This is a genomic window from Mucilaginibacter sp. P4_C11, assembly GCF_056402115.1.
The window spans coordinates 1-3,404 of sequence record NZ_JBFUIA010000077.1; the positions used below are offsets into that span (position 1 = coordinate 1).

The following is a 3,404-nucleotide window of genomic DNA, read 5'->3' on the forward strand; positions in this document are numbered from 1 at the left end:
GGCAACTTGAATATACATCGCGGCTTATCTCCTGCGCATAGAAAAGAGTTTATTCTATGGTACTTGTTCCTCAAGAATAAACAAAATGGCAATAGGTTTTCTTAGCCATATTTGAACTCTACCATGAATAAAAAAAGCCGGACTTTCGTCCGGCCATGGTATCGTTCGCAAATATTATTGCTGGCAGGTTGCACCTCTGCAGAGCCTGGGTACTCTTATATCTGCATTTGCTATATACTGCTTTTTTTARCTAATTCCACCAACTATTTTTGGCATCATTACCCCTTAAATAAAATGTGGGGTATATATACAGGTATGAAACCTTATTATGTAGGCGCCTATGGATTTATTATCTGGAGAAAAGACCTGCAAAAATTTAAAAGTGAGCTAATTTACATAGGCAATTTGAAAATTCTTGATAATATCGACAAAAATGGTAATGGTGGTGTTAATGCGAGTAGTTGGCCTTTTCTACAGAGTTTTTTTAACGACCAAATAAAAGTAACGCTGAATGGCAGAGGGCAAAAAACGTTTAAAGTAACATCGATATTATCTGAATAGTTTGTTTTTGTAGATTGAAAAGTGTTTGATTGCTGTTAAAGTCAAGAAAAAATGCCACCAATTCCTGAAATTGGTGGCATTATAAAAAAGATGAATTCGTGTTTAATTCGCTTAATTCGTGTTTATTTAAGAAACAATAGCTCCCTGAATTTAGGTAACGGCCACATGCCATCATCTACCAGCTGCTCCAGTTTATCAACCCGGTAACGGATAGGGGCGAAGAATGATTTTACCTTTTCATCGTAGTCAATAGCACGCTGGCGAATGTCTTCAACGGCGTTGGCTGTTTTACGGGCGTCAACCATTTGGTCAACGTTGGTTTTAATGAAGTTAACGTGGTCAGAAATTTTGGTGATCAGGTCAAGCTGGGCTTCGTAGGTTGCTGGTGCAAGTCCTAAATCTTTTAAGCCTTTTACATTGTTTATCAGTTTGGTTTGATAAGCTATCGCAGCCGGGATAATTACGTTTTGCACCAATTCGCCCATTACACGGGCTTCAATCTGTAGCTTTTTGTAAAAGCTATCTAATAATATCTCGTGGCGTGCATGTGCTTCACGGGGACTAAATACACCTGTTTCGGCAAACAGGATTTCGGCCTTTTCGGATAAGAACGCGTCCAGTGCTTTTGGCGTGGTTTTAATATTGGCCAAACCACGGCGTTCGGCTTCTTTTTCCCACTCTTCGCTATAACCATTACCCTCAAAACGGATGTTTTTTGACTCCTTGATGTATTTTTTGATAACAATCAATAAAGCAAGGTCTTTCTTTTCGCCTTTTTTTATCAGTTTATCTACATCGTATTTGAATTTCCTAAGCTGCTCGGCAACAATCAGGTTAAGGATCGTCATTGGGCTGGCCGAATTGGCCGACGAGCCTACCGCTCTCAATTCAAATTTGTTACCGGTAAATGCGAAGGGCGAAGTACGGTTACGGTCGGTGTTATCGGGCAGTATCTGCGGTATTTTAGGAATGCCCTGCCATAACAGGTTATCCTCTTTTATTTTTTTGCTGATGCGCGATGTCTCTATTTCATCCAGCACATCATTTAGCTGGCTGCCCAGGAAAATAGATATAATAGCCGGAGGGGCCTCATTGGCGCCCAAACGGTGATCGTTATTTACCGATGCGATGGACGCCCTTAACAAGTCGGCATGTTCATGAACCGCTTTAATGGTATTTACAAAAAAGGTAAGGAACATCAGGTTGTTCTTAGGCGTTTTGCCCGGCGACAACAGGTTTTTACCCGTATTGGTAATTAACGACCAGTTATTATGCTTACCCGATCCGTTTATACCGGCGTACGGTTTTTCGTGCAGTAATACCTTAAAGTTATGACGGCGGGCCACACGGTCCATCAAATCCATCAGGAGCTGGTTGTGGTCAATGGCCAGGTTTATTTCTTCATAAATTGGGGCGCATTCAAATTGCGATGGTGCAACCTCATTATGGCGTGTTTTTAATGGTATACCTAATAATAAGGCCTCGGCCTCCATATCCTGCATGTAAGCATACACCCGCTCGGGGATAGAACCGAAGTAATGGTCTTCCAGTTGCTGGTTTTTGGCAGATATATGGCCAAAAAGGGTACGGCCGGTTAAATAAAGATCGGGGCGGGCGTTAAATAAGGCAATATCAACTAAAAAGTATTCCTGCTCTAAGCCCAATGATGCATTTACCTTCTCGATACCCTTGTCAAAATAATGGCAAACGTCAACCGCGGCTTTATCAAGCACACTTAATGCCTTTAATAAAGGTACCTTATAATCCAACGCCTCGCCGGTATAGGATACAAATACAGTAGGTATACATAAGGTACGCGCCATTAAAAAGGCGGGCGATGACGGATCCCATGCGGTATAACCGCGGGCTTCAAAAGTATTACGGATACCACCACTCGGGAAGCTGGAAGCATCGGGCTCCTGTTGCGATAACGCATCGCCGCTAAAACGCTCAATTGCGCCGCCATCGGCAGTTGATTCAAAAAAAGCGTCGTGTTTTTCGGCAGTTGTGCCGGTAAGCGGCTGAAACCAGTGTGTATAATGGGTGGCTCCTTTACCCAGCGCCCATGATTTCATCGCCGAAGCTATCTGTTCGGCCAGGTCGCGCGGGATAGGCTCGCCTTTTTCAATGGAATTAACTATACCCTGGTACGCTTCTGTCGAAAGGTATTCCTTCATTTTCTTTTTATCGAAAACATTGGCGCCAAAATATTCTGAGATTTTGGCTGCAGGCGGTTTCACCTCGGGGATAGTTCTGCTTAGAACGTCCTGAAGTGCTTTAAATCGGATGTTAGGCATTTATATATAGGTTTATATACGGTTTTAAATAAAGACAAATTCAAAAATAGAACTATCCTTTAAAATATGCACCAAAATTTAACGAAATAAAATGATTTGAACTGCTATTAAGTTATCAAAATGCTAAATATTTTGAAGGTTAGTGCAGGGATTAGGGAAAATATGAGGCTAAAATTTGCTTTTTATGTTATTTTTTTTCGATTTTTTTGCCAAAACATCGTGTTTTTACTGTTTTATGTAGTAAAATTCCTTTTTTATAATTCTAAATCTGTTTTATCGGTATTTATTGCTTTTTGCTGTTGAAAATTCATTAAAATTTAACCTCTTTTTTAGTTTTGAATTGCGATTATGATAATTTTTATATTTTTTATCATGTTTTTTTTGTTAAAAATTTGTTATTGTTAAAATAACTACCTAATTTCATGAAATAATTTACATAAACCCTATAAATATTATATTTTTTATAAAAAAGTGTAGTGTTTATTGGTCAAAACCTAAAGAGTGCTTTTTTACGGTTGTTTTTTGAAGAATTAATGCCTTGCAATC

The 3,404-nt window shown here is 39.6% G+C and carries 2 protein-coding genes; one reads left to right on the top strand and one right to left on the bottom strand.

Annotation, left to right across the window (positions count from 1 at the left end; genetic code table 11):
• Nucleotides 1–315 precede the first annotated feature (315 nt).
• Nucleotides 316–561 (top strand): hypothetical protein, encoded by a 246-nt coding sequence (locus tag AC1DU2_RS30780; protein ID WP_477389453.1) that lies wholly within the window; start codon nt 316–318, stop codon nt 559–561.
• A gap of 122 nt (nt 562–683) precedes the next feature.
• Here AC1DU2_RS30780 and AC1DU2_RS30785 read toward each other — a convergent pair whose 3' ends face one another.
• Nucleotides 684–2,858 carry a glutamine synthetase III family protein gene (locus tag AC1DU2_RS30785; RefSeq protein ID WP_477389455.1) on the bottom strand — a complete coding sequence of 725 codons (2,175 nt, stop codon included), beginning with the start codon at nt 2,856–2,858 and terminating at the stop codon, nt 684–686.
• Between the last annotated feature and the right edge of the window lie 546 nt (nt 2,859–3,404).

What these genes read in the sequence shown, in the direction of transcription:
- AC1DU2_RS30780 (WP_477389453.1), top strand. Translation starts at nt 316, where the DNA reads ATGAAACCTTATTATGTAGGCGCCTATGGATTTATTATCTGGAGAAAA.
- AC1DU2_RS30785 (WP_477389455.1), bottom strand. Translation starts at nt 2,858, where the DNA reads ATGCCTAACATCCGATTTAAAGCACTTCAGGACGTTCTAAGCAGAACT.